Annotated in this window: 23 protein-coding genes; 10 read left to right on the top strand and 13 right to left on the bottom strand. The window is 58.4% G+C overall.

All coding sequences use genetic code 11. The features are described 5' to 3' along the window. The first annotated feature begins 396 nt into the window (after positions 1 to 396). Both ACID345_RS02555 and ACID345_RS02550 read left to right on the top strand, forming a co-directional pair. The gene (locus ACID345_RS02555; protein ID WP_041855369.1) at positions 397 to 1,446 is read left to right on the top strand and encodes a hypothetical protein; all 1,050 of its coding nucleotides are present in this window, start codon (positions 397 to 399) and stop codon (positions 1,444 to 1,446) included. A 299-nt stretch (positions 1,447 to 1,745) separates the two neighbouring features. Then, positions 1,746 to 2,084 carry a hypothetical protein gene (locus ACID345_RS02550; RefSeq protein WP_041855368.1) on the top strand — a complete coding sequence of 113 codons (339 nt, stop codon included), beginning with the start codon at positions 1,746 to 1,748 and terminating at the stop codon, positions 2,082 to 2,084. A 672-nt stretch (positions 2,085 to 2,756) separates the two neighbouring features. On the opposite strand, the gene ACID345_RS26170 is transcribed toward ACID345_RS02550, so the two are convergent. The 8 genes from ACID345_RS26170 to ACID345_RS02510 form a co-directional block, all read right to left on the bottom strand. Continuing rightward, positions 2,757 to 3,131: a hypothetical protein gene (locus ACID345_RS26170; protein WP_083763650.1), complete on the bottom strand. Its 375-nt coding sequence runs from the start codon at positions 3,129 to 3,131 to the stop codon at positions 2,757 to 2,759. Between the two features lie 241 nt (positions 3,132 to 3,372). Further along, positions 3,373 to 4,815, bottom strand: a complete 1,443-nt coding sequence (gene gatA / locus ACID345_RS02540; RefSeq protein WP_011521308.1) for an Asp-tRNA(Asn)/Glu-tRNA(Gln) amidotransferase subunit GatA — start codon at positions 4,813 to 4,815, stop codon at positions 3,373 to 3,375. A 1-nt stretch (position 4,816) separates the two neighbouring features. Then, positions 4,817 to 5,116: a DUF5076 domain-containing protein gene (locus ACID345_RS02535; protein ID WP_011521307.1), complete on the bottom strand. Its 300-nt coding sequence runs from the start codon at positions 5,114 to 5,116 to the stop codon at positions 4,817 to 4,819. Continuing rightward, the gene (gatC, locus tag ACID345_RS02530; protein ID WP_011521306.1) at positions 5,113 to 5,439 is read right to left on the bottom strand and encodes an Asp-tRNA(Asn)/Glu-tRNA(Gln) amidotransferase subunit GatC; all 327 of its coding nucleotides are present in this window, start codon (positions 5,437 to 5,439) and stop codon (positions 5,113 to 5,115) included. The genes ACID345_RS02535 and gatC overlap by 4 nt, the downstream gene beginning before the upstream one ends. Continuing rightward, entirely contained in the window at positions 5,436 to 5,729 is a 294-nt protein-coding gene (locus tag ACID345_RS02525; RefSeq protein ID WP_041855366.1) for a DUF721 domain-containing protein, read from the bottom strand. Before ACID345_RS02525 ends, gatC begins: the two co-directional genes overlap by 4 nt. A 296-nt stretch (positions 5,730 to 6,025) precedes the next feature. Next, on the bottom strand, positions 6,026 to 7,390 hold the full coding sequence (locus ACID345_RS02520) for a CCA tRNA nucleotidyltransferase (protein WP_011521304.1): 1,365 nt from the start codon (positions 7,388 to 7,390) through the stop codon (positions 6,026 to 6,028). 20 nt (positions 7,391 to 7,410) lie between these two features. Then, positions 7,411 to 8,151, bottom strand: a complete 741-nt coding sequence (locus ACID345_RS02515) for an endonuclease/exonuclease/phosphatase family protein (protein ID WP_011521303.1) — start codon at positions 8,149 to 8,151, stop codon at positions 7,411 to 7,413. Continuing rightward, positions 8,151 to 9,530, bottom strand: a complete 1,380-nt coding sequence (locus ACID345_RS02510) for a phospholipase D-like domain-containing protein (RefSeq protein ID WP_228370725.1) — start codon at positions 9,528 to 9,530, stop codon at positions 8,151 to 8,153. Before ACID345_RS02510 ends, ACID345_RS02515 begins: the two co-directional genes overlap by 1 nt. Here ACID345_RS02510 and tsaD point away from each other — a divergent pair. The 4 genes from tsaD (at position 9,529) to ACID345_RS02490 (ending at position 12,911) form a co-directional block, all read left to right on the top strand. Further along, on the top strand, positions 9,529 to 10,674 hold the full coding sequence (gene tsaD, locus ACID345_RS02505) for a tRNA (adenosine(37)-N6)-threonylcarbamoyltransferase complex transferase subunit TsaD (RefSeq protein ID WP_011521301.1): 1,146 nt from the start codon (positions 9,529 to 9,531) through the stop codon (positions 10,672 to 10,674). The two genes, ACID345_RS02510 and tsaD, sit on opposite strands and share 2 nt — an antisense overlap. 69 nt (positions 10,675 to 10,743) lie before the next feature. Beyond that, positions 10,744 to 11,094, top strand: coding sequence for a hypothetical protein (locus tag ACID345_RS26795; RefSeq protein WP_011521300.1), 351 nt, complete (start codon positions 10,744 to 10,746; stop codon positions 11,092 to 11,094). Between the two features lie 281 nt (positions 11,095 to 11,375). After that, on the top strand, positions 11,376 to 12,392 hold the full coding sequence (locus ACID345_RS02495; protein ID WP_011521299.1) for a ComEC/Rec2 family competence protein: 1,017 nt from the start codon (positions 11,376 to 11,378) through the stop codon (positions 12,390 to 12,392). Positions 12,393 to 12,401: 9 nt separating this feature from the next. Beyond that, the gene (locus ACID345_RS02490; protein WP_228370724.1) at positions 12,402 to 12,911 is read left to right on the top strand and encodes a DoxX family protein; all 510 of its coding nucleotides are present in this window, start codon (positions 12,402 to 12,404) and stop codon (positions 12,909 to 12,911) included. 230 nt (positions 12,912 to 13,141) lie between these two features. Here ACID345_RS02490 and ACID345_RS02485 read toward each other — a convergent pair whose 3' ends face one another. From ACID345_RS02485 to ACID345_RS02465, 5 genes are all read right to left on the bottom strand, one after another. Next, complete coding sequence (locus ACID345_RS02485; protein ID WP_011521297.1) at positions 13,142 to 15,331, bottom strand: S9 family peptidase; 2,190 nt, start codon at positions 15,329 to 15,331, stop codon at positions 13,142 to 13,144. A 342-nt stretch (positions 15,332 to 15,673) separates the two neighbouring features. Continuing rightward, positions 15,674 to 16,720, bottom strand: a complete 1,047-nt coding sequence (locus tag ACID345_RS02480) for an alpha/beta hydrolase (protein ID WP_011521296.1) — start codon at positions 16,718 to 16,720, stop codon at positions 15,674 to 15,676. Positions 16,721 to 16,751: 31 nt separating this feature from the next. Beyond that, on the bottom strand, positions 16,752 to 17,123 hold the full coding sequence (locus ACID345_RS02475) for a response regulator (RefSeq protein WP_011521295.1): 372 nt from the start codon (positions 17,121 to 17,123) through the stop codon (positions 16,752 to 16,754). A gap of 333 nt (positions 17,124 to 17,456) precedes the next feature. Next, positions 17,457 to 17,657, bottom strand: a complete 201-nt coding sequence (locus ACID345_RS02470) for a hypothetical protein (RefSeq protein ID WP_041855365.1) — start codon at positions 17,655 to 17,657, stop codon at positions 17,457 to 17,459. Positions 17,658 to 17,771: 114 nt separating this feature from the next. Next, positions 17,772 to 18,914 (bottom strand): hypothetical protein, encoded by a 1,143-nt coding sequence (locus ACID345_RS02465; protein ID WP_011521293.1) that lies wholly within the window; start codon positions 18,912 to 18,914, stop codon positions 17,772 to 17,774. A gap of 538 nt (positions 18,915 to 19,452) precedes the next feature. Here ACID345_RS02465 and ACID345_RS02460 point away from each other — a divergent pair. The 4 genes from ACID345_RS02460 (at position 19,453) to ACID345_RS02445 (ending at position 22,132) form a co-directional block, all read left to right on the top strand. After that, entirely contained in the window at positions 19,453 to 19,890 is a 438-nt protein-coding gene (locus tag ACID345_RS02460) for an SUF system Fe-S cluster assembly regulator (RefSeq protein WP_011521292.1), read from the top strand. Positions 19,891 to 19,960: 70 nt separating this feature from the next. Further along, positions 19,961 to 21,184 (top strand): IscS subfamily cysteine desulfurase, encoded by a 1,224-nt coding sequence (locus ACID345_RS02455; protein WP_187148999.1) that lies wholly within the window; start codon positions 19,961 to 19,963, stop codon positions 21,182 to 21,184. A gap of 119 nt (positions 21,185 to 21,303) precedes the next feature. Beyond that, positions 21,304 to 21,690 carry a Fe-S cluster assembly scaffold IscU gene (iscU, locus tag ACID345_RS02450; protein WP_011521290.1) on the top strand — a complete coding sequence of 129 codons (387 nt, stop codon included), beginning with the start codon at positions 21,304 to 21,306 and terminating at the stop codon, positions 21,688 to 21,690. A gap of 70 nt (positions 21,691 to 21,760) precedes the next feature. Further along, positions 21,761 to 22,132: a HesB/IscA family protein gene (locus ACID345_RS02445; RefSeq protein WP_011521289.1), complete on the top strand. Its 372-nt coding sequence runs from the start codon at positions 21,761 to 21,763 to the stop codon at positions 22,130 to 22,132. Positions 22,133 to 22,215 lie beyond the last annotated feature (83 nt).

Genomic DNA, 22,215 nt, shown 5'->3' with positions numbered 1-22,215 from the left:
GACCCCTAATCTTTTTCTCCAAATGCCCTAAAACGTGACCCTGGAGCCAGAAAAATGTTCGAGTCGTCGAATTTGCCGCAAAGGTGGTACAGGGAAAGTGGAAAGATTTTGTTAACTGATGGGTAATACGTCTTTCAGACAGGTGCCCCATTCTAAGATTTCGCTCCGCCTTTGAGCGAAATCTTAGGGTGGGGCATTTTGTTCGGGAAAGAGTCTCCGACTTCATCCACGAACCGCCCCACCCTAGCGCTTCACAAAAAACGTGAATCGCTAGAATGGGGCACCCAGAGATCGAGAACATGCTTGGGTGGGCCACCCGCCGTGGGCCCCCGCCATATGCGTTTCTGTTGGTCGTGAGTGGATTATAGGAGAAAATCGGAACAGAGGAGAGCCGTCATGGCCTTGTTGAAATTGGCTGCGGCCTGCGCTCCCTCGGTGTATTCTTTTTCGGCCTTCATAACGCACAATTATATGTTCCCTTGGCAATATCGCCGTCTGACTGAGCTTGTCCGCACACAGTTAGAAATGATTCGAAATGAAGTGAAGAATCATGCAGACGCCATAACAGAATCCTCCAAGGCTCAAATAGAAGCCAATAACAACCCTCCAGTTCTCACCAACACGCTCCAAATACCATCCGAAACGATAGAATCCATAAAATCCGAATCCGGTGATCAAAAGAAAAGAGAGGATCGCAAAGTTCGACTTGAGTTGTGGACGATTGCTATTGTTGCGGTCTACACCATTGTTACCTTCTGCCTGTGGTGGGACACTCACAATCAGAGCCTCAACCAGAGTGCGAGCATCGTGACTACCGCTGCTCAAGGAGTCGATCAGCTTCGTCTGTCGCGTCAAGCGATGCAAATTGACCAGAGAGCTTGGCTGAAAGTCGGTTTTGGAGGGATTCCCATTCCCGAGAGCGTCATCGGTACCGACGTAAAACGGAGCTTTAGTCTTACCAGTGGTCAGCCAATTTTCGTGCCAGTAAGATTCTCGAATATAGGGAAAACCCCACTGCTTCGGATGAAGGGAACCATTCTTGTCGATTTGATCCCAATGGGCAAAGAGCCGGATGTTCCGACGCGTCCACTCATAGATTTGGGAACCGCTCCAACTGAAGAACAATGGCGCGGAGCTGAGTTCAACAAGGCGGATTTCAAAGTCCGCAGTACGCTTCAGGTCACTGCGGCCATTATTTACCCATCCGATGCTAGCGAAATGAGCCTCCCCAGAACGAAAATTTCCGGGCATAAATTCATGACTCCTCCACTCTCGCAAGCAGAGGCTCTGGATTTCGCGTCCGACAAAAACTACCTCGCGATTTTCGGGGAGCTTCACTATCTCGACGTGCTCGGGGTGGAACACTGGGTGAAATTTTGCGAGAACTCGCACATTTCACAACCTTCTCGTCCAATCGCCCAAGTGTGCTGCCTATTACGCGATTGACGATCAGCCAACACACTAGCCCTGTCACGGCGAGCAAAAGGGTGATGCCAGGAATGAGCGACAAGATACTAGACCATCCGGGCAGGAGATTTCATGAAAGCAAAACCCCCAAAAGATATAAGAGATAGGCGAGCAAAGCCGCGCAAGCCACCGCCACCGCAGCCACAGAAGCGCCCGTGGCTAATCCTTTGGGAATATCTAGGAGGTATTGCAGTATTAGTGACGCTCGCTGGCTTCGCGCTGAATTGGCTTCCGAAAATTCTATCGGGTCATCGGGAAGCCTCCGTCCGAACGACCCAATGGGGACGGCCTTTTATTTGCAAAATGACGGAATTCTGGCAATACATGACGTGAATTTCATGTGTCGCATCGACAATATTCCGGGCTACAACATCTCTAATATTCGATTGGTGACAAACCCGACCAAGGAGAATGTTCTTAGACCGGGTAAGAGAGTTTCCGCGAATTGCATGGATACGACACAGATTTTCATTCCGCCAAATGCGAAGCTCGATGCCACCCTTGTTACGACATATAGGCAGGATTGGACTTGGTGGAAAAAAACTTCCGAGTTCCCAATGGAAGCGACCAACAATGGCGCGGGATGCGTATGGAGAAACCTGCCGGAAGGTGAATGATTCCGCTGCCCGGTCACGGGGCGCCACATTAGTTGCTAATGTGTGTGAAGTATATTGATACCGAAATAATCACCTAATTTAACTAGTGAACTGCGAATTCTCCACTTTATGCTCACCTCACAAGCATCCGTGTCTGGCGTCACAGAATTCTTGCCTTTTCCTTCCTACGATGCGCATGTGGGGCATTTCCAACTGAACCTCTGATCTTTGGTATCCATCGGGTGGGGTGCCCGGCGGGCGAGTCGCTATTGCCCCGTCATCGCGGCCGGAGAGCGTGTGTAACTCGTTTGGTTTGAATATTTTGGCTGTAAGTGCTTTGGATGGAATATTTTGCGGACTATGCCGTGGGTAAGCCGTGTGTTTTGAAGATTTTGCGATTTTTAAGAGGGGGTGGGGGTACCTTCTAGCAAACAGCAGATCCTTCGCTGCGCTCTGGATGACAAGAGGTGGAAGTGCGCGGGGTGAGAGCGGTGTGGGCTTCCGCGAAGAGAACAGCAGATCCTTCCCCTTCGGCTACGCTCAGGGTCAGGATGACAGGACGTTTTAGTGCGAGGGGAGAGGGCGGCGTGGGCTGACCGCTAGAGAGGAAAACCCCACCCTATCGCTTCGCGATCAGGATGGGGCACCCTTTAGTGAGAACTTGTGAGTGGCGTCGAGCGATCGTTGTCCGAGTTACGGGTGGATGACCGCGTCTACGTGAATCTGCACACCGTTCGCTGGTGGCGGAGGCGGTGGGGGTGGTGGGGTCACAACGTGCACATGCACGACCGGCGGCGGAGGCGGGGCTACAACGTAGGTGTGGACCGGAGGAGGCGGGGGCGGTGGGGGTGGCGCGACGACTGGCGCATAGCAGCCATGCTTTTTCGCTTGTCCGGGAGGGAGGTCGCAGCCCTTCCAGCCCTTTTTCTTTCCGTGAGCAGCGCCGTTTCCCTGCCCGTGAGCTTCGTCCTGGTGATTATCGTTGCCGTGACCGTTGCTGGCCCAGGCTGGAACGCCGAGCATCAGCGCGAGCGAGGTGGCGGCTACAAAAATTCGATTGGATGACATAAGTGGCTCCGAGTACGAATGGATGATGGCAGCTCCACTAACTGCAACGAAAGTGCCAAAGGGACAGGTCCCGAGGTAAGTTGCTGAATTTGGGCGAGAAAGAGTGCGCGCAACCGCTCGCGGAGCAAGAAAACGGCGCGTCATACTTACACGTTCATGTAAGCGGAGTTCCTGAATTTACGTCGTTACCAAAGAACAAGCCCCGCCGGAGCAGGGCTGTTTCGGAGCCGAAAGTTGTGCGCTACACCGCAGCCAGCGCGTGTTCCACGGCGTGGGCCACGCGGATCATTGTCGCTTCCTGGAAGTGTTTCGCGAAGACCTGCAGACCGATGGGAAGACCGTCTTTGGAACTCCCGCAGGGGACCGAGATTCCCGGGATGCCGACAAGATCGGCGGTGACCGTGAAGATGTCGGCGAGGTACATGGCTAGCGGGTCGTCGGCTTTTTCGCCAAGCTTGAACGCCGGCGTCGGCGTGGTGGGCGTGACGATCGCGTCGACTTTGGCGAAGGCTTCGTCGAAGTCCTGGGCCAGCAGGGTGCGGACTTTCTGCGCCTTAAGGTAGTAGGCGTCGTAGTAGCCGGCGCTGAGTGCGTAGGTGCCGAGGATGATGCGGCGTTTGACTTCGGCGCCGAAGCCTTCGTCGCGGCTCTTGCGGTACATCTCGGAGAGTGTTTTCGCTTCTTTCGAACGGTGCGAGTAGCGGACACCGTCGAAGCGCGCGAGGTTCGACGATGCCTCGGCGGTAGCAACGAGGTAGTACGTAGGGATGGCGTACTTGGTGTGCGGCAGCGAGACCTCGATGATCTCCGCGCCGGCCTTGGCGAGGTTCTGGATGGACGCTTCGACTGAGGCTTTCACTTCGGGATCGAGGCCTTCGCCGAAATATTCTTTCGCGACACCAATTTTCATTCCGCGAACGGGCTTGCCGATTTCGTCGGAGTACTTCGGGACTGCGACCTCGGCGGAAGTGGCATCCATCGGATCACGACCGGCAATCACTTCGAGCATGATCGCCGCGTCCTTTACGTCTTTGGCGAACGGACCGATGTGATCGAGCGACGAGGCAAACGCAATCAGGCCGTAGCGCGAAACGCGGCCGTAGGTCGGCATCAACCCGACCACGCCGCAGAACGACGCGGGCTGGCGAATGGAACCGCCGGTATCCGAACCGAGCGAAGTGACCGCAGTTCCGGCGGCGACGACCGCAGCCGATCCACCGGATGATCCGCCGGGGACGCGAGACTTATCGCGGGGATTTCGCACCGGGCCATAGGCTGAGTTCTCGTTCGACGAGCCCATGGCGAACTCATCGCAATTGGTTTTGCCGAGGATGACGGCGCCGGCGGCTTCGAGCTTCTGCACGACCGTGGCGTCGTAGGGGGCAATGAACTCTTCGAGGATCTTCGATCCTGCCGTGGTGCGAACACCCTTGGTCGAGATGACATCTTTGATGGCGACGGGGAGGCCGGCGAGGCGGGGGAGGTCGTCACCGCGGTCGGCAATGGCGTCAATCTTGGCGGCCTGCGCGAGCGCGCGGTCGCGGCTCAACGTGAGGTAGGCGTTGATCTCTCCGTCTTCGGCTTCGATCTTCTTATAGAACGATTCGGCAATTGCCGTGGCTGTGGCCTGGCGCTCCTGGATCGCGATGCGAGTTGCGTCGATGGTGAGTACGTTGATGTCCATTTCAGACTATGAAGTCACCTTTCGCTTCGGCCGTGGGCTCATCGAGTTCAAGGTTGAAGTGCGCCTGGATCTTGTTGATTGTCTCTTTCGGATCCAGCCCCTCAGATTTGTGGAGAGCGTCCGCGATGTGCCGGGTTATGTCCGTGAGCAGGATCGACCAGACGATGATTTCGTTCTCACCGCCTCCGAAGGAGCCCGGCGCCAAAGAGACTTGCAAGCCTTGATTGATGATCCAGGCGCGCAGTACTTCGACTGCGTCAGCGACTCGATTTGCATCTGGTGGAGCAGCGAGTTCCTTCATCGTTCGATTACCTTGGGTACCTTGAAGTAGGTTCCATCTGTATCGGGCGCGTTCTTCATCGCGACATCGTGAGGCAACGACGGGCGGAGTTCATCGGGACGAAGGGCATAGCCGTAGCGCTCGGCCTCGGACTTCCCTTCGCCCCCATAACGCGCGGCGACCTGGGCCATCGGTTCGACGTTGGTGGTGTCGAGTTCATTGAGGTTGTCGATGTACTCGAGGATCGAGTTGAGGTCCTTGAGGAAGCGCTTGCTCTCGGCTTCGGTAAGCTCGAGGTTCGCCAGGTCGGCGACGTACTTTACGTCTTTTTCGGTGACTTTCATCGCGTTTCCATTTCGCCGGGTAACACAAACCGGAGCCGTTCGACGCGGCCTCCGGTAATCTCGCTGAGGTGCCGCAGATACTCTTTAGCTAAAGCCAGCAACTGCACCCGCCAGGCTGCGTCGGGCACCTGGACTACCAGTTCGCCGTTCTCAAACGCCAATGCCCGTGTCTTTTCGGATACCGCCGTTCCGCATGCCAGCGGCCACGCCAACAGGGGTACATCTTCGGCTGGCGCTCGGCGCACCGCATCTACCAAGATCTGCTGCAGGGTTTGCCGGACGTGCTCCATCACAGGCTCTAAACGGGCGAAAAATCGATTGTAGCATCGGAAAGCTGGGGCTTCGGGAGGGGGCAAAGGGGTTCGAGAGCACTGTCACAAATGGCGGGTACTAACGGTCAATTACTAAGGTGATTTTGACGGTTTTGACAATTCGTAAGAAGCTTACGCAAGCATGGATGGCGAACATATGAATACGAACAGCACCACCGCACCCGAACCGGGGATTTCAACCCCCACTGCACTCATACTTTTGCTGGTACTGGCGCTCGTCGCGGCGATCTACTTCTTCTACATGCCGGCGTAAGTCAGAGCGGGAACTCCGCCTGCACGAACGCCATCGCCTGTTCCCGCGATTGCAGTCTGCCTTCCAGTTGTCCATCTTCCACGGATGACAAAATCTCTTTGAAGAGCGGCCCCGGCCTGTGGCCGAGTGCGATGAGGTCGGCGCCGGTCACTAATGGCTCTGGCCGAATTTCTTTGGGCTGAGTCTCTTCCATCTTCTGCTTCAGAAAATCGTAAGACCCGAGGTTGCGATGGCTGGCCAGGCAGTCCATCTTGTGGAGTTCCATGTGCTCGTCGAACTTCGGCAGGCGCATGAAACGCTTGAGGGTGGACTCGCGCATGTGCGTCACTTCTGCGAACTTCATGTGGTTCTCGACGAGCGCGCTTACCTGATCGAGTTGCTCGTTGGAGAAACGCATTTGCTTGCCGAGCACTTCAGTCATGCGTACGCCGACATCCACATGGCCATCGAAGCGGATGCGATCGGGCGCGCGGCGGAATGTTGGGGGCTTGCCGACGTCGTGAAGCAACGCACCCCAGGCCAGGGTCGGCGAACAGTTCGGTGGCAATTGCTCGAGCAGCATCAGGGTGTGAATCCAAACATCGCCCTCAGGATGAAACTGCGGCGGCTGCTGGACGCCTTTCATCTTCGCGATCTCTGGAAGAACTTGGATGAGAAGGCCGGATTCATCGAGCAACTCAAAGGCGCGGCGGGCGTGGCCTTCTGTGAGCATTTTCGTGAGTTCATCGCGCACGCGTTCGTGGCTCACGACGCTGATCTGCGGCGAGAGTTGTTGAATCACCGCCATGGTTTCGGGCGCGATTTCATATTCGAAGCGAGCGGCGAAGCGTACGGCGCGGAGCATGCGGAGTTTGTCTTCTTCGAAACGCTGGCGCGGATCACCAATGGTGCGAATGATTTTGGCTGCGAGGTCGGCGCGACCGCCGACGAAGTCGAGAACTTCGTCGTGGTTCAGGGGATCGAGCAGCATGCCGTTGATGGTGAAGTCGCGGCGCTGGACGTCTTCGCGGGGGTCTTGCGAGAAGCGGACTTCATCGGGATGGCGGCCATCGGAGTAGACGCCGTCACTGCGGAACGTCGCGACTTCGATGCAGCCATGATGATGGCTTTGCGGATGCGTTGCTTCCGGATCGCATTCGGGTTCGTCAGGCACCGGAACCAGGACTACGCCGAACTGCGCGCCGACGGCCCATGTCTTCGGAAAGATCTTCATCACCTGGTCGGGGATGGCGTCAGTGGCAACGTCGTAGTCGGCGGGATCGCGGCCGAGCAGGAGATCGCGCACGCAACCGCCAACGAGATAGGCCTGGTGGCCGTGGCCGCGGAGCGTTTTTACGATTTCGATGGCGGCTGCCTTGGGCTGCATTGCAGTCAATCTTAGCGCGGTTATTGCTTAGTGCGTTCTGCGAGGCTGAACTCGGATACCAGAGGCAGGTGGTCGGAGGCGATGAGCGCGGTTCGGCTGCGGTGAATGCAGTAGGACTCGAGAGAGAGAGTTCGGTCGAAGTAGAAGTGGTCGAGGTGGAGCAGGGGCATTACGCCGGGATAGGTACGCGCATAGCGCAGGTGCGTGCGCGGCTCGATTGCCTCGAATTCCGTGCCCATGAGGCGCGATGCGAGGCCGCGGGTCCATTCGTTGAAGTCGCCGAGTACGATACGCGGGCCGGTGAATTCGGCGCGACGGAGCACGGCTTCCGTGAGCAGCTTGCGCGCCTGGTGGCGGCGCTCTACGAAGCTGGTGCCGAGATGGAGGTTGAAGAGATGAAGCACGCTTCTGTCGGTTAACGACACATCGGTGCGGAGGCAGCCGCGGCGCTCGCGATGGCGCCAGGTGATGTCGTAGTTTTCGCTGGCGGTGATGGGCAGACGGCTGAGAGTCATGTTGCCGTAGGCGCCGCCGTGGAGCGAGCGGTTTTCGCCGAATCGCCATTCGTATTCTTGAAGGTTCGTCGCGATACGGCGGGCCTGGTCGTGACCGGGGTGACCGTCGCGCACGTCGAGAATTTCCTGCATGGCGATTACATCGGCATCGAGTTCGCGGATGACGGTGGCAATGCGTTCGGGATCGGTGCGGCGATCGAGGCCGCGGCACTTGTGGACGTTGTAGGTGGCGATGCGGAGGCGCATCACTGCTGGCGGTCGAGCACCCAGCCGAGGAGTTCGGGCGCGCGTTCGAGGACAGGGCGATGCTTCCACTTCTCCAACGTAATGAGTTCGCTGTTGGCAAGGTCGCGCTCGAAGTCATGCTCGAGGCGTTCGACGAAGTCTTCGGCGCGCACGGCGAGGTTTACCTCGTCGTTGAGACCGAAGGAACGATTGTCGAAGTTGGTGGAACCGACGACGCCCCAGAGGCCGTCGATGAGCAGGATCTTGGCGTGGATCATGGCTGGTTGGTATTCGTAGATACGCGCAGCGGCTTCCAGCAATCGTCCATAGGCGCGGCGACTGGAGCTGCGCGTGAGCATGTGATCGCTCTTCTTGCCTGGAACGAGGAGCACGACTTCGACGCCGCGCTCTTTCACGGCGCGGACGAGTTCGTCCATCATGCTGCGATCGGGCAGGAAATACGGCGTGGTGATGTGGATTGTGTGTTGCGCCGATGCCAAAAGCATTTGGAAGAGCAAGCGGGCGCGCGTGGAACCGCCTGCGGTGGGAGTGCTGTTGATGACCATGGCTTCGCCACTTCCCTGTTCTGCGTGCGGTTGAGGGAAATAGTCTTCGCCGGTGAGTACTTCGCCGCAGCTTTCCAACCAGTTCTCGGCAAACGTGGCTTGCAGGTTGGGAACAGCTTCACCGTCTACGCGCACCATGGTGTCGCGCCAGCGTGGCTTGTTCGGGCGCGCCTTGTACCAATGGTCAGCGACGCCCGCGCCTCCGATGAAGCCGACGCGGCCATCGACAACCAACACCTCACGGTGGGTGCGATGGTTGAACTGGGGCAGCTTGTACCAGGTGCTGTCGTTGTACCAGGCGATTTTGCCTCCGGCTTGGCGGAGATCGGTGAAGAATTTCTCGTGAGTTGCGGCGCTGCCGATGGCGTCGAGGACGATGTTGACTTGTACACCGGCGCGGGCGCGCTCGGTCATTGTGTCGACGTACCGCTGCGCGATTTCACTCTTCTGGAAGATGTAGGCCTCAAGGTTGATGCTGTGCTGTGCTGCAGCCATGGCGCGCAGTTCTTCTTCGTAGAAGTCGTTGCCGTTGGTATGCACGGTGAAACTCGTGCCGCGATGGACCTTGGAATCGGTAAGGGCCTCGAGGGTGTGCAGGAATTCGTCAGAACGGTTGTCTGCTGGCTTGGCGGCGGAGATCTTGTAACGCAAGCCGGGGCCAAACAGGCCAGAGAAAAGCACCAGAAGCGCGGCCGCAATCGCGAGCCACGCGATGACCATGAATCCCGTTGAGACCGTCGTTCCTGCGAGCAAGTACAAGAGCATCGTCAACCTCTGCCACTTAGATGCTGCGTCGAGCAACGCCGACGTGCGGTTCCCGTAGAATGAAGCCATGGCCGACGCCGTCATCCTGGGAATTGAAAGCTCGTGCGACGAGACCGCCGCGGCTGTGATCCGAAACGGCGCAGAAATCCTCTCCAGCGTAGTGTTCTCGCAGATCTACACGCATATGCGGTACGGCGGCGTGGTGCCGGAACTGGCCTCGCGCGAGCACTTGAAGGCTATCGTTCCCGTGGTGCGCCAGGCGGTGGAAGACGCTGGACAGAGCTATGACAAGATTGATGCCATCGCTGTGACACGCGGACCCGGACTGGCCGGAGCGCTGCTGGTGGGCGTGAGTTATGCGAAGGCGCTGTCATTCGCGCTGGATAAGCCGCTGATCGGCGTGAACCACCTGGAAGGACACATTCACGTGGTGCTGCTGGAACAGAAGCAGCAAGGCGTCGGCGAAATTCAGTTTCCGGTGCTGGCGCTGGTGGTGAGCGGCGGACACACGCATCTTTACCTTGCAGAGAAGAAGGATGCGGGATGGACGTATCGCGATGTGGGACACACGCGCGACGATGCGGCCGGCGAGGCCTACGACAAAGTCGCGAAGCTGCTGGGGCTTGGATATCCCGGGGGGCCGATTCTCGATGGCCTGGCAAAGCATGGCGATCCCAGGGCGGTGAGGTTTCCGTTCGCGCAGATCAAGCATCGCGACCGCAATCCGCAGAACCGACATGAGGATGACGATGCGCGAGTGGATTTCTCGTATAGCGGTATCAAGACCGCGGTGCTGCGCTATGTTGAAACGCACGAGATGAAGGCGGCGATTGAAGCGCGGCGAACGGCGTTGAAGGAAATCGAGAAGCCATCGCAGGACGATTATTTGCGGGTGTGCGATCGGCAGACGCTCGATCTGATTGCATCGTTTCAGCGCGCGGTGGTGAATGATCTTGTCTCGAAGGCGCTGCACGCGGCTGCGGAAAACAATGCAGCAACGCTCTTGGTGACGGGCGGAGTTGCGGCGAATTCCGAGCTGCGTGAGACGTTTGAACGACGTGCCGGCGAACTTGGGTTGCCTGTGTATTTCCCTTCGCGACCGCTGTCTACGGACAACGCGGCGATGATTGCGGCGGCGGCGTATCCGCGGTTTCTGAGCGGAGAATTTGCGGCGCCTGATCTGTCCGCGGAAGCCAATCTTCGCCTGCGCTAAACACATCTTTACAACCCAACCGCAACCAAAGTGCCCTGTGTGTGTTTACAGGAGTGGAGGTTGGGACTCATGAACAAAAAATATTTATTCGTGCTGTTCGGGCTGATTCTCGCGGTGGCGATGGCTGCGCCGGCGAAAGCGAATGCGCAGGTCTCGTTCGGAGTCAGTGTGGGCACCCCCTATGCGGGCGGCTATGTTGCCGTGGCGCCTTATCCGGCGTATCGAGGATATTGTGCTTCGCCGTATTACTTTTCGTCTGGGTATTGCTATTCGCCGAGCTATTATCGGCCCTATTATCGTGGGTATTACCGGCATGAATATCACGGACATTACGCGCCGCGCGCTTATCGGTATGAGCGGGAACGGGTGCCTTATTATCGGCATGATGACCGCGATTATCGCGGCGACTATCGGCGATAGCAGGGGCTAAAGCCCCTCGTCGGGCGGGCTCGTTCGGCACGACTGAAGTCGTGCCCTGATACAAACCGTTCGGGGCGAAGTTTTTCGGCAGGACTGAAGGTGTGCCCTGTACAAACCGGTCGGGGACGAAGTGTCCCGGCGCGAATGAAGGCTCGCCTTGATACAAACCGGTCGGGGGAGAAGTTTTTCGGCACGGCTGAAGGCTTGCCCTGATACAAAACCAACTCTACAGAACCCCTCGCATAACGAGGGGTTTTCTGTTTCCGGTAGAATCGGTGGCCATGAAACGGCTCCTAACTTTTCTTCTTCTTTTCTCTGCATCCATGCTGGCCAAGAGTTCCAACGATCTGCGGGTGTACTTCGTGGATGTGGAGGGCGGACAGGCCACGCTCTTCGTTACGCCGAAGGGCGAATCGTTGTTGATTGATACCGGATGGCCGGGCAATGAAGGGCGCGATGCGGACCGGATTGCCGCTGCGGCCAAGAGCGCGGGGCTGAGTCGCATTGATTACGTGCTGATCACGCACTTCCACGACGATCATGTGGGCGGCGTGCCGAACCTGGTGGAGAAGATTCCGGTGGGGACGTTTGTGGACCACGGGCCGAACCGTGAGACCACTGACGAGATCACGGAGAACCGCTACGAGGCTTATCAGGAGGTGCTCGCGACCGGGAAGTACAAGCACATCACGATGAAACCGGGTGACAAGCTGCCGATTAAGGGGATCGATGTTGAAGCCGTTTCGGCCGACGGCGCGTTGATTGAGAAACCGCTGAAGGGTGCGGGCGAGGCGAACACATTCTGCGCGGCTTCAGAGAAGCGCGAGGCCGATAAGACTGAAAATCTGCGCTCACTGGGCGTGGTGATTACGTTTGGTAAAGCGCGTCTGCTCGACCTTGGCGACCTGACCTGGGACAAAGAAATGGAAATGATGTGTCCTACGAACCGGATTGGGAAAATCGATGTGCTGATCGTTTCCCACCACGGGTGGATGCAGAGTTCGAGTCCGGCGCTGGTGGATGCGGTGCGTCCGCGGATCGCGATTATGGACAACGGCGAGAAAAAGGGCGGATCGAAACCGACCGTCGAAACGGTCGCGAAGATTCCGGGACTTGAAGCGCTGTGGCAGTTGCACTATTCGGAAGATGCGGGCGGGGATAACGCCGCGGAGAAGTTTTTGGCGAATGTGCAGGGGCCGGATGGCGGACATGGGATTGAGTTAACGGTGGATGCGAAGGGAAATTTGGTTGTGAAGAACGATCGGACTGGGGAGACGGTGGAGTACGCGAAGAAGTAGGCTGCCTGAGTGACGACACGTTCCGCGCTATCCTCATCGGCTATGAATAATCTCCACGCCTCTGAGCGCCGCAACGATCGGGCGATTGCGTTCCTGCGGATTGCCGTTGGTGGACTGTTCCTGATCTTCGCGCAGTACAAGGTCTTCGGAACCCAGTTCACTCTACATGGCGGCTTCCAGATGTGGATCAACCGGTTTCTTGAAGATGGGGCTTATCCGTTCATGGTTCCGGTTCTGCGAGGATTCGTGCTGCGCTTTGCGACGCCGATCGCATTTCTCGCAGCTTATGGGGAGTTGGCGATCGGCATTTCGCTGGTGCTTGGAATTTGGGTGAGGGTGGCGAGTGCGTTTGGAGTCATTTACATGATGATGCTGCTATTCTCGTCGAATTATCCGGGAGCGCATGCGCCGGTTTGGCAATACTTCGGAGCTTCGTTGGACCATAGCGTGTTGGCGTTGTGCTTCGTGGCGTTCGTGATCGGGCAGAGCGATGCGATGTGGGCGGTGAGGAAGAAGTAGATTGAACCGGCAGTGGCAGGGGCTAAAGCCCCGATAATCTTCAGGCGCTTTCGGCACGGCTGAAGCCGTGCCCTGATACAAACCGTGCGTCGAAGCGAGTTTTTCAGCAAGCCTGTGAAGCCGTGCCCCTTCCCAAAGCGGCTTTCACTCGAAGTCTCAGCAACTCGGAAAGTCGTGCGCTTTGACCAGGGCGACCATGGGCCGAACGCGAGTTGAAGCTTGCCGCTACCTCAGGGTTTCTTCTCCTTGTCGGGCGTAGTGCTGGTTTCGTCGGAGGGCATGCGGTACTCGGGCTTTGATGCGCCCTGCAGGTACATGTCGAACCAGCCGACGATGTTCTCGAGGCGTTCGACGCGGTGCCACGGTTGTCCGGAGCGCGAGAGTTCGTGGGACTCGCCGGGGAAACGCACCATGAGCGCGGGTTTGTGAAGGAAGCGAAGGGCACGGAAGAGTTCTTCGCCACCGCTGGCGGGCGGGGTGCGGTAGTCGGCTTCGCCGAGAATGAACATCATTGGCGTATCGATGTCGTGGATGTAGGTGATGGGCGAGCGGGCGATGTAGTCCTGAGGATCGTCGAAGGGCGGCGCTTTGAACCAATGCGGCTGGAAGAGGGTGAAGTCCGCGGTGTACCACCATGCGGCCCAGTCGGAGATATCGCGTTGCGAGACAGCGGCGCGGAAGCGCTTGGTATGGCCGACGGCCCAGTCGGTGAGGAGGCCGCCGCCACTGCCGCCGGTGACACCGAGTTTTGAGTCGTCGATGTAGCCGCGCTTGATGACTTCATCCACGCCAGCCATTAGATCCTTGAAGTCGTCACCCGGGTACTTGTACTGGATGATGTTGCCGAAGTCCTGGCCGTAGCTGGTGCTGCCGCGCGGGTTGGGATAGAGAACGACGTAACCCTTCGCAGCCATCCATTGGAATTCGTGGTCGAAGACCCATCCGTAGGCGGAGTGCGGGCCGCCGTGAATGTTTAGGATGAGTGGATACTTCTTCTTCGGATCGAAGTCGGGCGGCTTCTGGATCCAGGCTTGAATCTTCTTGCCGTCGAAGCTGGTGTACCAGAGCTCTTCCGGCGCGGTGAGGTTGAGTTCGGAAAAGAGCGTGCGGTTGACGTTGGTGAGCTGACGCTGCGAACCGTCGGGCTGAAGCGCGAAGAGATCATCCAGCAGGGTCGGAGTAGAGACGCTGAGGATGACGGTCTTGCTGTCTTCTGAGGCGACGAATTGCTCGACCGCTTGATCGCCGCGGGTGATCTCCTGTGGCTGCTTCTTGCCGGTGACATCAAACTTCACGAGGATGGCGCGGCCTTGCTTGGCAACTACGTCAAGGATGGTGGAGCCGTCGTGGGACCAGAGGGGATCGAGGCCGCCGGCAGCGCGCGGGGCGCGGTTGTCGCCACCGACACCGCTGTTGACGTCGAAATCATAGTCGGCGGTGAGGTTCTTTGGCGTGGCACCGGGCGTGAGTTCGAGCGTCCAGAGATCGGGTTCGGAGTAGGAGCGGACGGGCTCGGGAGCGGAGCCGATGAAGGCGATACGTTTGCCGTCAGGAGAAAGAACCATGCTGCTGACGCCGCCGAGGAGGCCGCCGAGTTTGACCTGGTTGATGAGTTGGACGTCGCCGCCCGTGACGGGAACAGTGAGGATGTCGGACACGGGAAGTGTGTAATACGGCTCGATGTTGCGGTCGGCATGGAAGAGGATGCGTGTGCCATCGGGGGTGAAGGTCGCTTCCTGCTCGTCGAAGTTGCCGGTGGTGAGCTGCTTGGGAGTGACCTTGGCGTCGCTGGCGGTGGGCAGATCGGTGATCCAGATGTGCGCGTGGTGCTTGGGATCGAGATAGCCCTGGCCGTTGAAGCGATAGACAGCGCGGTTGATGACGCGGACGTCGGACTCGTGCTCGGGCTCGGCACCGGCGTCTTTCTTCTGCTTCTTCGCGAGGTCATCGGAGTTGGCGTCGCAGAGGAAGGCAATGTGTTTGCTGTCAGGTGACCATACCGGTTGCGCGACGGAGCGCGGGAGGTCGGTGATGATTGCGGCTTCGCCGCCTTTTACAGGAAGCAATGCGAGTTGTGTCGCGGGCGGCTTCCCTTCTTTCGGAGGCTCGGCGCTGCCGCGGATGAAGGCGATCCATTTGCCGTCGGGCGACCAGCGCGGAGAGGAATCACGTTTGCCTGAGGTGAGGCGGACGGGCGCGGACTGGCCGTTGGTGGCGACCGTCCAGAGAGAGGTGTCGTAGTTGTCTTTCTTATCGTTGACGCTGATCTGGACGTAGAGGACCTGGGTGGCGTCGGGCGAGAGCTGGGGGTCACCGATCCATTGGAAGCGGAAGAGATCTTTCTCGGTGATGGGGCGGTGGGATTGAGCGAAGGAGAAAGAAGCGGCGATCAATAGCAAGAAGACAAATTTTGTGCGCACGGATTCGGGACCTCTTGAAGATGCGAACTTTTATATCTGCGACGCGGGAGGTTGTCGAGGGGGAGAGCGATGCATTCGCGGATTGCCGCGGCGCCTGCGGCTCCTCGCAATGACAACGGGCTTTCGTGAAGCACACGGCCGCAGGGGCTAAAGCCCTGAAACTTTACGAGCCGTTTCGGCAGCGCTGAAGCGCTGCCCTGATACAGAGCACTGAGGCTTACAAAGCACAAAGCGACTCGCGAGGACAGGAGCGGCGGGTGCGGGTTGAGGAGCTCTCGGGGTTCTTGCAGCCGTGGGCTTTCGCGGGATTGCCACGTCGCCTGCGGCTCCTCGCAATGACAACTATTTCAGGCCGAGTTTAGCGATGAAGAACTTCGACATGTAGTCGTAGCACTCTTCGGTTTCGGGGAGACCGGTTTGGTTCCAGAAGGCGTGGGGGAGACCTTCGAAGACGATTAACTGGGCGTCGTTACCGGCGCGGAGGTAGGCGCGGTGGAGGATAGTGGTGCCACTGAGCAGGAGGTCGCGGCCGCTGGTGATGAATAACGACGGCGGCATGCCGTGGAGATCGGCGTACACCGGGGAGACGACGGGATCGCGCGGGCTGGTGGCGGCGAGATAGTCCTTGTCGTGCTGGCCGGTGGGGGGATCGAGGTGGCCAGACAGGCCCCGGAGCGCGTACATGGCCATGGAGTCGCCCATGCGATCGAGGTCGCCCATGCCGGAGAAGATGCCGAGCGCACCGGGCATCGGAAGACTGAGCTGTTTCAGCTTCACCGCGACTTCGGCGGTGAGGATGGCACCGGCGGAGGTGCCGTAGATGGCGATGTGCTCGGGCTTGTAGGTCTTGAGAAGGTCTTTGTAGACGGCGATGGCGTCGTCGAGGGCGGCAGGATAGGGATGCTCGGGAGCCAGACGATAGAGGACCGCGACCACTTTGACCTTCGCGAGGTTAGCGAGGGGGATGGACTCGGTGAGTGAGCCGGAGTCGGAGTTGAATCCACCGCCGTGCAGGTTGATGAGCACGCGATCGGCATTGGAGGTGGTCGGATGGATGGGCGTGAAAACGCGAACGGGAACGCCGGCGATCGTCGTCTTCTCGATGTTGACGGGATATATCTGCTGGGATTTCTTGCCGGCGCCCTCCTGCCACTCGTCGGTGCGGGAGCGGCGCTGGGCAAGGGGTTCGGGAGTGTTGGCGTCGGAGTCGGGACGCGAGAGCAGTTTCTTTGCTTCGGGGCTGAGGTCGGGAGGAACGGGGATGACGCGGGTGATGCGGGCGGTGCCGTCGGCGTCAACGAAGCTGGTGTCTTTGGTCGGAGCCTGGGCGGCGGTGGTTTGAGCAGAAGAAGTCGCGGCGAGCAGAAGCGCGACGAAGAGGAGTTTCATGGTCCCTCCCGAAATCGAAGATGAGATGAGTTTAGCTTTCGGGGCCGAGCGTGTCGCGGAGAGCCTTGTCGAGCTGGGTGACGATATCGATGTCTTTCCAGATGGTGGCATTGGCGCGGTGTTCGGGAGGAAGTCCGGCGGCGGACTGGCGGCCGGCGAGGACGATGATGGGGATGGTAGACATCTCCGCGTCTTTCTTCAACTCGGTTATGAGTTGGGAGCCGTCCATCTTGGGCATCATCATGTCGGTAATCAGGACGTCGGGGCGAATGCCGCGGAGGATCTGCAGGGCGTCGGCACCATTGGTGGCGGACTCGACCGTGTAGCCGCGATCTTCGAGGAAGCGGCAGACGGTATGCCGGATAAGCATGGAGTCGTCCACCACGAGGGCCGTTCGGATCATGAGTTCTCCCGTCCACGCACACGCGTGCGACGTTGTCCTGGGAGAGTGGGGACACCATAACAAACGGGAGGGAGCGGCACAAGTTACTGTGAGGCTTCCCCACGGGGCCGAAACGGCGATGCAGCGGATAGGCAGCGGCTAAAGCCGCGCGGATAGGCGCCCTTTCGGCATGACTGAAGTCATGCCCTGATACAAAGCATGACTGCAATCCTTCCTTGATACAAAGCGCATGACTGCAATCCTTCCCTGATACAACGAGGCTTCCGAAGCACACGAGTGCGTTGGCCGGAGACTACGGTTGCTTTCACCGTGAGGAATGGCGGATGCGGGACTCTACATTTCCGGCGGGTTGCGTTCTTCGATGTCCATATCTTTGAACTCGCTGGACTCGAAGATCTCGCGGCACTCAAGGCACTCGACGAATTCGGAGTCCTCGTCACGCGAGACGATCGCGACGCGCGGGTGGCGGCAAGGCTGTGGCATGGAGTTGTTGAGCGACTCGGGGGATTGGTTGGTCAGTCGGATCGAATTCATACGGAGGCCCGCGAAAGGGGCGAATTCCTTGCGGAATGCGGGGTATTTTTCAACCGACGGCGCGGCTTGTCAAGCGGCTGGAAACGAAATTTACGAACCTGAGAAGACCGACTCTTATTGGTGAGTAGCGGGAATTTGAAGTTGCAGCGCGGCACTTACACTTTCGGACGATGGCGCGGATTGTACTATCGGCCGGGGCATGGGGAAGATGCCCATGGTGCGGGCGTCGGCCACGGAGACGCGAATCTGGTCGTTCGACTTGAGGGATGCGACGCCGCGAGCAGCAGAGGCGATGGAGTCTTCGAAGCTGGCGCGGCCGGTGATCGCCGTCTCGATGTAGAGATACTTGTCGGACTTGGGCGAGACGCGGACGCCAACATAAGCGTGGCCGGGAAGCAATAGGACCACTGGCTCCATTCCGAGATTCTCGAAGAGCGAAGCGTACATAACAACGCCGTCAATGCAGTTCGCCGAAACGTCGCGGAGCGAGCTTTCGGGCATGCGTACACGCTCGCTGGCATCCTGGTGACCACCGAGGGTCATAGAGCTTTTTACGTAGGAGACGCCAGCATCCTGAAGCGCGCGGTAGATGGCGCGGGCTTCAGAGTAAGTCATCTGCTCTTGACCGACGGCGTCTTTTTCGGGCTCGTAGCCGGGGAGACGGCGGCCCGGCATGAATTCCTTCGCCTTGCGAAGGATTTCTTCGACACGCTCATCGTGCGGAGTAATCCACGAGGCGATGAAGGGTGCGAACTGGAACTTCGATCCCCAGAACATGTCTTCTGCCGAACGGATCTTTACCGGCACGGTCTGGAGGTAGAGGGTTTGGCCTCCCATATCGGAGACATTTACGACCGTGGTGGCGGCAGCGATCTCCTGATTGTTGTAGAAGCGCGGGAGGAACGTGGGTGCGAAGACGTACGTCTTGGAAGCGCCGGCGCCGAGTTGCGCGAGTTGAATTTCTTCGTCGCTCCAGCCCTGGACCTGAACGGAGATGCGGGCGCGAAGCGCGGTGTTCGTGGGGTTCGAGACGGTGACCGCGATGGTGCCCCACTTGCGCTCGGAGACGTTCTTTAAAGAAGCGTAGTTGGCGAAGACGGGATAGATTTCGCCGTCGATGCCGGCGACGACGGAGTACACCGGTTCTTTCGGCGCGGCGGTGGGCAGCACTTCGACCTTCGGCAGGTCGGCGGCGGACCCTGCGAAGGCAGGGATCGCGAGTAGAGACAGGCCGAGTAGAAGGATGGAAGTGCGCATACCGTTCAGGGTAGCGGAATGGGAGCAGTACGCAATTGGGAAGATGCCTTAATTAATGACACATTGGGGGATGACCCGTTTCGCGAGGGTGGCTGATTTGCGAGGCTGAACGCCTCGCGAGCAAAGGCCGCACCGCCGGCTGAAGCCGGCTTGGTTCGGGTGTGTGGCCTTTCACGACGCTGGCGCGTCGTGCTGAGGAACCCGATCGGCCTTCGGCCTGACTGTTTGGGGACTTCCGTGGGCAGCCCAATAAGATAGGAGTTTGCGGAAGCTATTCGATTGCTGGTTTTGCCGCTCAGAGCAAGGGGAATGCAACCGGGTGACTTCACTTGCATGGGTGGGGTGGGAGCCCTATAATGAATTACGACGAAAAAGGTCGGAGATTCCGGCCTTCTTTTTGGAGCTTTAAGGCGACCAAAAGCGTCGGATATATCGGAAGTAAAGCAGATCCTTCGTCGCTTCGCTCCTCTGGATGACAAGAGAGAGCGTTGGAGATTTGGAAAAGCGTTTCCGGCTGGCCGCGAGACAAGAACCATAAATGTTGAAGCTCACTAAAAAGGCGGATTACGGGTTGATTGCCATGCGGCACCTGGCGGCGAATGCCGACTTAGGCGCCTGTTCGGCGAAGGACCTAGCTGAGATGTATGGGCTTCCGCAAGAGGCTTTGGCGAAGCTGCTTCAGCGACTGACGAAGGCGGGGCTTTTGCAGTCGCAACAGGGGACGAATGGTGGTTACACGCTGGCGCGCAATCCGCGGAGCATTTCGGCGCTGGATGTGATCCGGGCGCTGGAAGGTCCGCTGTTCATGACGTCGTGCACGACCGCGAAGGGGAGCTGCGAGCAGACTTCCAAGTGCACGGTGCGCGAACCGCTGCGCAAGGTGAGCAAGAGTATTGAGGATGTATTGGGCCGGTTGACGATCGCAGAGATGTGCGAGAGCGAAGAGCCGGTGAGAGATCTGGTCACACTGCAATAGTTCAGAAGGGTCTTAGGAATCAGGCATTAGGAGAATTGCGATGAGCACGAACGGAAATGGGAACAAGGCGGTGAAGCTGCCGATTTACATGGACAACCACGCGACCACGCCGATGGATCAGCGTGTACTCGACGAAATGCTTCCCTACTTCATTGAGAAGTTCGGGAATGCCGCGAGCCGTAATCACGAGTTCGGCTGGGTGGCTGAGCAAGCAGTGGACCAGGCGCGTGAGCGGATCGCGAAGGTGATCGGCGCGACGTCGAAGGAGATCATTTTCACGTCGGGTGCGACGGAGAGCGACAACCTGGCGATCAAGGGTGTGGCGCAGATGTATCGCGAGAAGGGCAACCACATCATTACGCAGGTAACGGAGCACAAGGCCGTACTCGACACGTGCAAGCGCCTCGAGAAGGAAGGCTTCCGCGTTACTTATCTGCCGGTGCAGAAGGACGGGCGGATCGATCTCGACGACCTGAAGCGCGCGATGGACGACAAGACGATCCTGGTGACGATCATGGCGGCGAACAACGAGATCGGCGTGTTGCAGCCGATCCGCGAGATTGGCGCGCTGTGTCACGAGAAGGGCGTGGTCTTCCATACCGACGCGGTGCAGATCATCGGCAAGGTTCCGTTCAATGTGATTCAAGACAACGTTGACCTGGCGTCGATCAGCGGACACAAGCTGTATGGGCCGAAGGGTGTGGGCGCTCTGTATGTGCGTCGCAAGAACCCGCGCGTGCAACTGGTGGCGCAGATCGATGGCGGCGGTCATGAGCGCGGCATGCGGTCGGGCACGCTGAATGTTACGGGCATCGTTGGCCTTGGGAAGGCGATTGAGCTGGCTGGCCAGGAGATGGCAGAAGAAGGCAAGCGCATGACGGCGCTGCGCGATCGGCTGAAGGACAAGATCTTCTCGGAGCTCGACGAAGTGTACGTCAACGGCTCGTGGGAGCATCGGCTGCCGGGCAATCTGAATATTAGTTTTGCCTTCGTTGAGGGCGAGTCGCTGCTGATGGGGATCAATGACATTGCGGTTTCGAGCGGTTCGGCATGCACCTCTGCGACGTTGGAGCCATCTTATGTATTAAAGGCACTCGGCGCAGGCGACGATCTTGCTCACAGCTCCATCCGCTTCGGGTTGGGACGCTTCAACACGGACGCGGAAGTGGATTATGTGGCAAACAAGCTGATTGACGTGGTGAAGAGACTGCGCGAGTTGTCGCCGCTGTACGAGATGCACAAGGAAGGCATCGATTTGACGAAGGTGCAGTGGGCTGCCGAGGGCGGGCACTAAAGATTGGGGAGCGGATAGGGGTCCTTCGACTCCGTCGCGTTGCGCGCGACTCCGCTCAGGATGACAAGAACTAAGAACAGTGACAGAAGTGATAGCGAGATTGAGAAGGAGTAACGAGGATGGCATACAGCGAGAAGGTTCTAGATCATTATTCGAATCCGCGGAATGTGGGTTCTATGGACAAGAACAGCGCCGAAGTTGGAACTGGGCTGGTAGGCGCGCCTGAGTGTGGCGACGTGATGAAGCTGCAAATCAAGGTGAATCCTGAGACCAACATCATTGAGGACGCGAAGTTCAAGACGTTCGGATGCGGGTCGGCGATTGCATCGTCTTCGCTGGCCACGGAGTGGGTGAAGGGCAAGACCGTGGATGAAGCGCTCGGGATTAAGAACACGGACATTGTGAAGGAGCTTTCACTTCCTCCGGTGAAGATCCACTGTTCGGTATTGGCGGAAGACGCGATCCGGGCGGCGATTGGCGACTGGAAGAAGAAGAACAACCAGTAGTGGAAGGTAGTGGTTGCGATAGGGGTCCTTCGACTCCGTCGCTACGCGACTCCGCTCAGGATGACAGAAGATGACAACGATAGAGACTCAACAAGCGCAAAGCGCCCCGCCGAAGGGGATCCAGATTACCGAAAAGGCGCTGGAGAAGGTTCGGGTGGCGATGGTGAAAGAGAATGTTTCGCCAACCGAGGGTGGATTGCGTTTGGGAGTGCAGGGTGGCGGATGTTCGGGGCTGAGCTACAACGTCCGCTTTGATACGCAGCCGCGGGAGCGCGACCGGATTTTCCAGTATGGAGACATCCGAGTGTTCGTGGATCCGAAGTCGTTTATTTATCTGAACGGCATGACGCTGGATTACGAAGAGACGCTGATGAACCAGCGGTTTGTGTTCGTGAATCCGAATGCGAGCAAGAGCTGCGGGTGCGGAAGTTCGTTCGCGTAGGTGTTGTCCGCGGCTCCAGAGAACAGCAGATCCTTCGTCGCTGCGCTCCTCTGGATGACAAGCGAGAGCGGTGGAGATGCAGG

The sequence above is a fragment of the Candidatus Koribacter versatilis Ellin345 genome, assembly GCF_000014005.1.
GTDB classification, from domain to species: domain Bacteria; phylum Acidobacteriota; class Terriglobia; order Terriglobales; family Acidobacteriaceae; genus Korobacter; species Korobacter versatilis_A.
The sequence above is the reverse complement of the archived record's forward strand: the minus strand, read 5'-3'. Positions and strand labels throughout refer to the sequence as shown.